The organism is Rhodoplanes roseus, from assembly GCF_003258865.1.
GTDB lineage: Bacteria > Pseudomonadota > Alphaproteobacteria > Rhizobiales > Xanthobacteraceae > Rhodoplanes > Rhodoplanes roseus.
This window is the reverse complement of record NZ_NPEX01000674.1, coordinates 1-405: the sequence shown is the minus strand read 5'-3', so window position 1 is coordinate 405 and position 405 is coordinate 1. Positions and strand designations below refer to the sequence as shown.

The 405-nt window shown below is 59.8% G+C and carries 1 protein-coding gene; it reads right to left on the bottom strand.

Annotated features, from left to right (window positions below; translation table 11 throughout):
- Nucleotides 1–4 precede the first annotated feature (4 nt).
- A partial coding sequence (locus CH341_RS34790) for a M10 family metallopeptidase C-terminal domain-containing protein (RefSeq protein ID WP_425376233.1) occupies nucleotides 5–405 on the bottom strand: 401 nt, incomplete at its 5' end.

Below are 405 nucleotides of genomic sequence, written 5' to 3'. Positions count from 1 at the left end.
GAGGTCAGAAATAAACGTCGGAGATGCTGAACTCCCCCGCAGTCACGCCGTCGATCGTGATGCTCCCGCCTTCGGCGAAGCTAATGACGACATTGCCGGAGGCGTCGGTCGAAAGAGCGGCATCGAGCTTGGCGGTACTGTCGATCGAGGTTTCGGAGAGATCGATGTGGTCACGACCATCCTCGAACCCGTAGACGGTGTCGTCGCCATTGTTCGGGCCGGCGGCATAGACGTCATATGAGTACGAATCAGAGCCCAGATAGATCACGTCGTTGCCGGAGCCGCCGTAGATGACGTCATCGTCCTCGCCGCCGAAGATCGTATCATTGCCCGCAGCGCCGTAGATCGTATCAGCGCCTGCACCACCTGCGACCTCGTCATTGCCTGAGCCTGCGCCGAGGATGT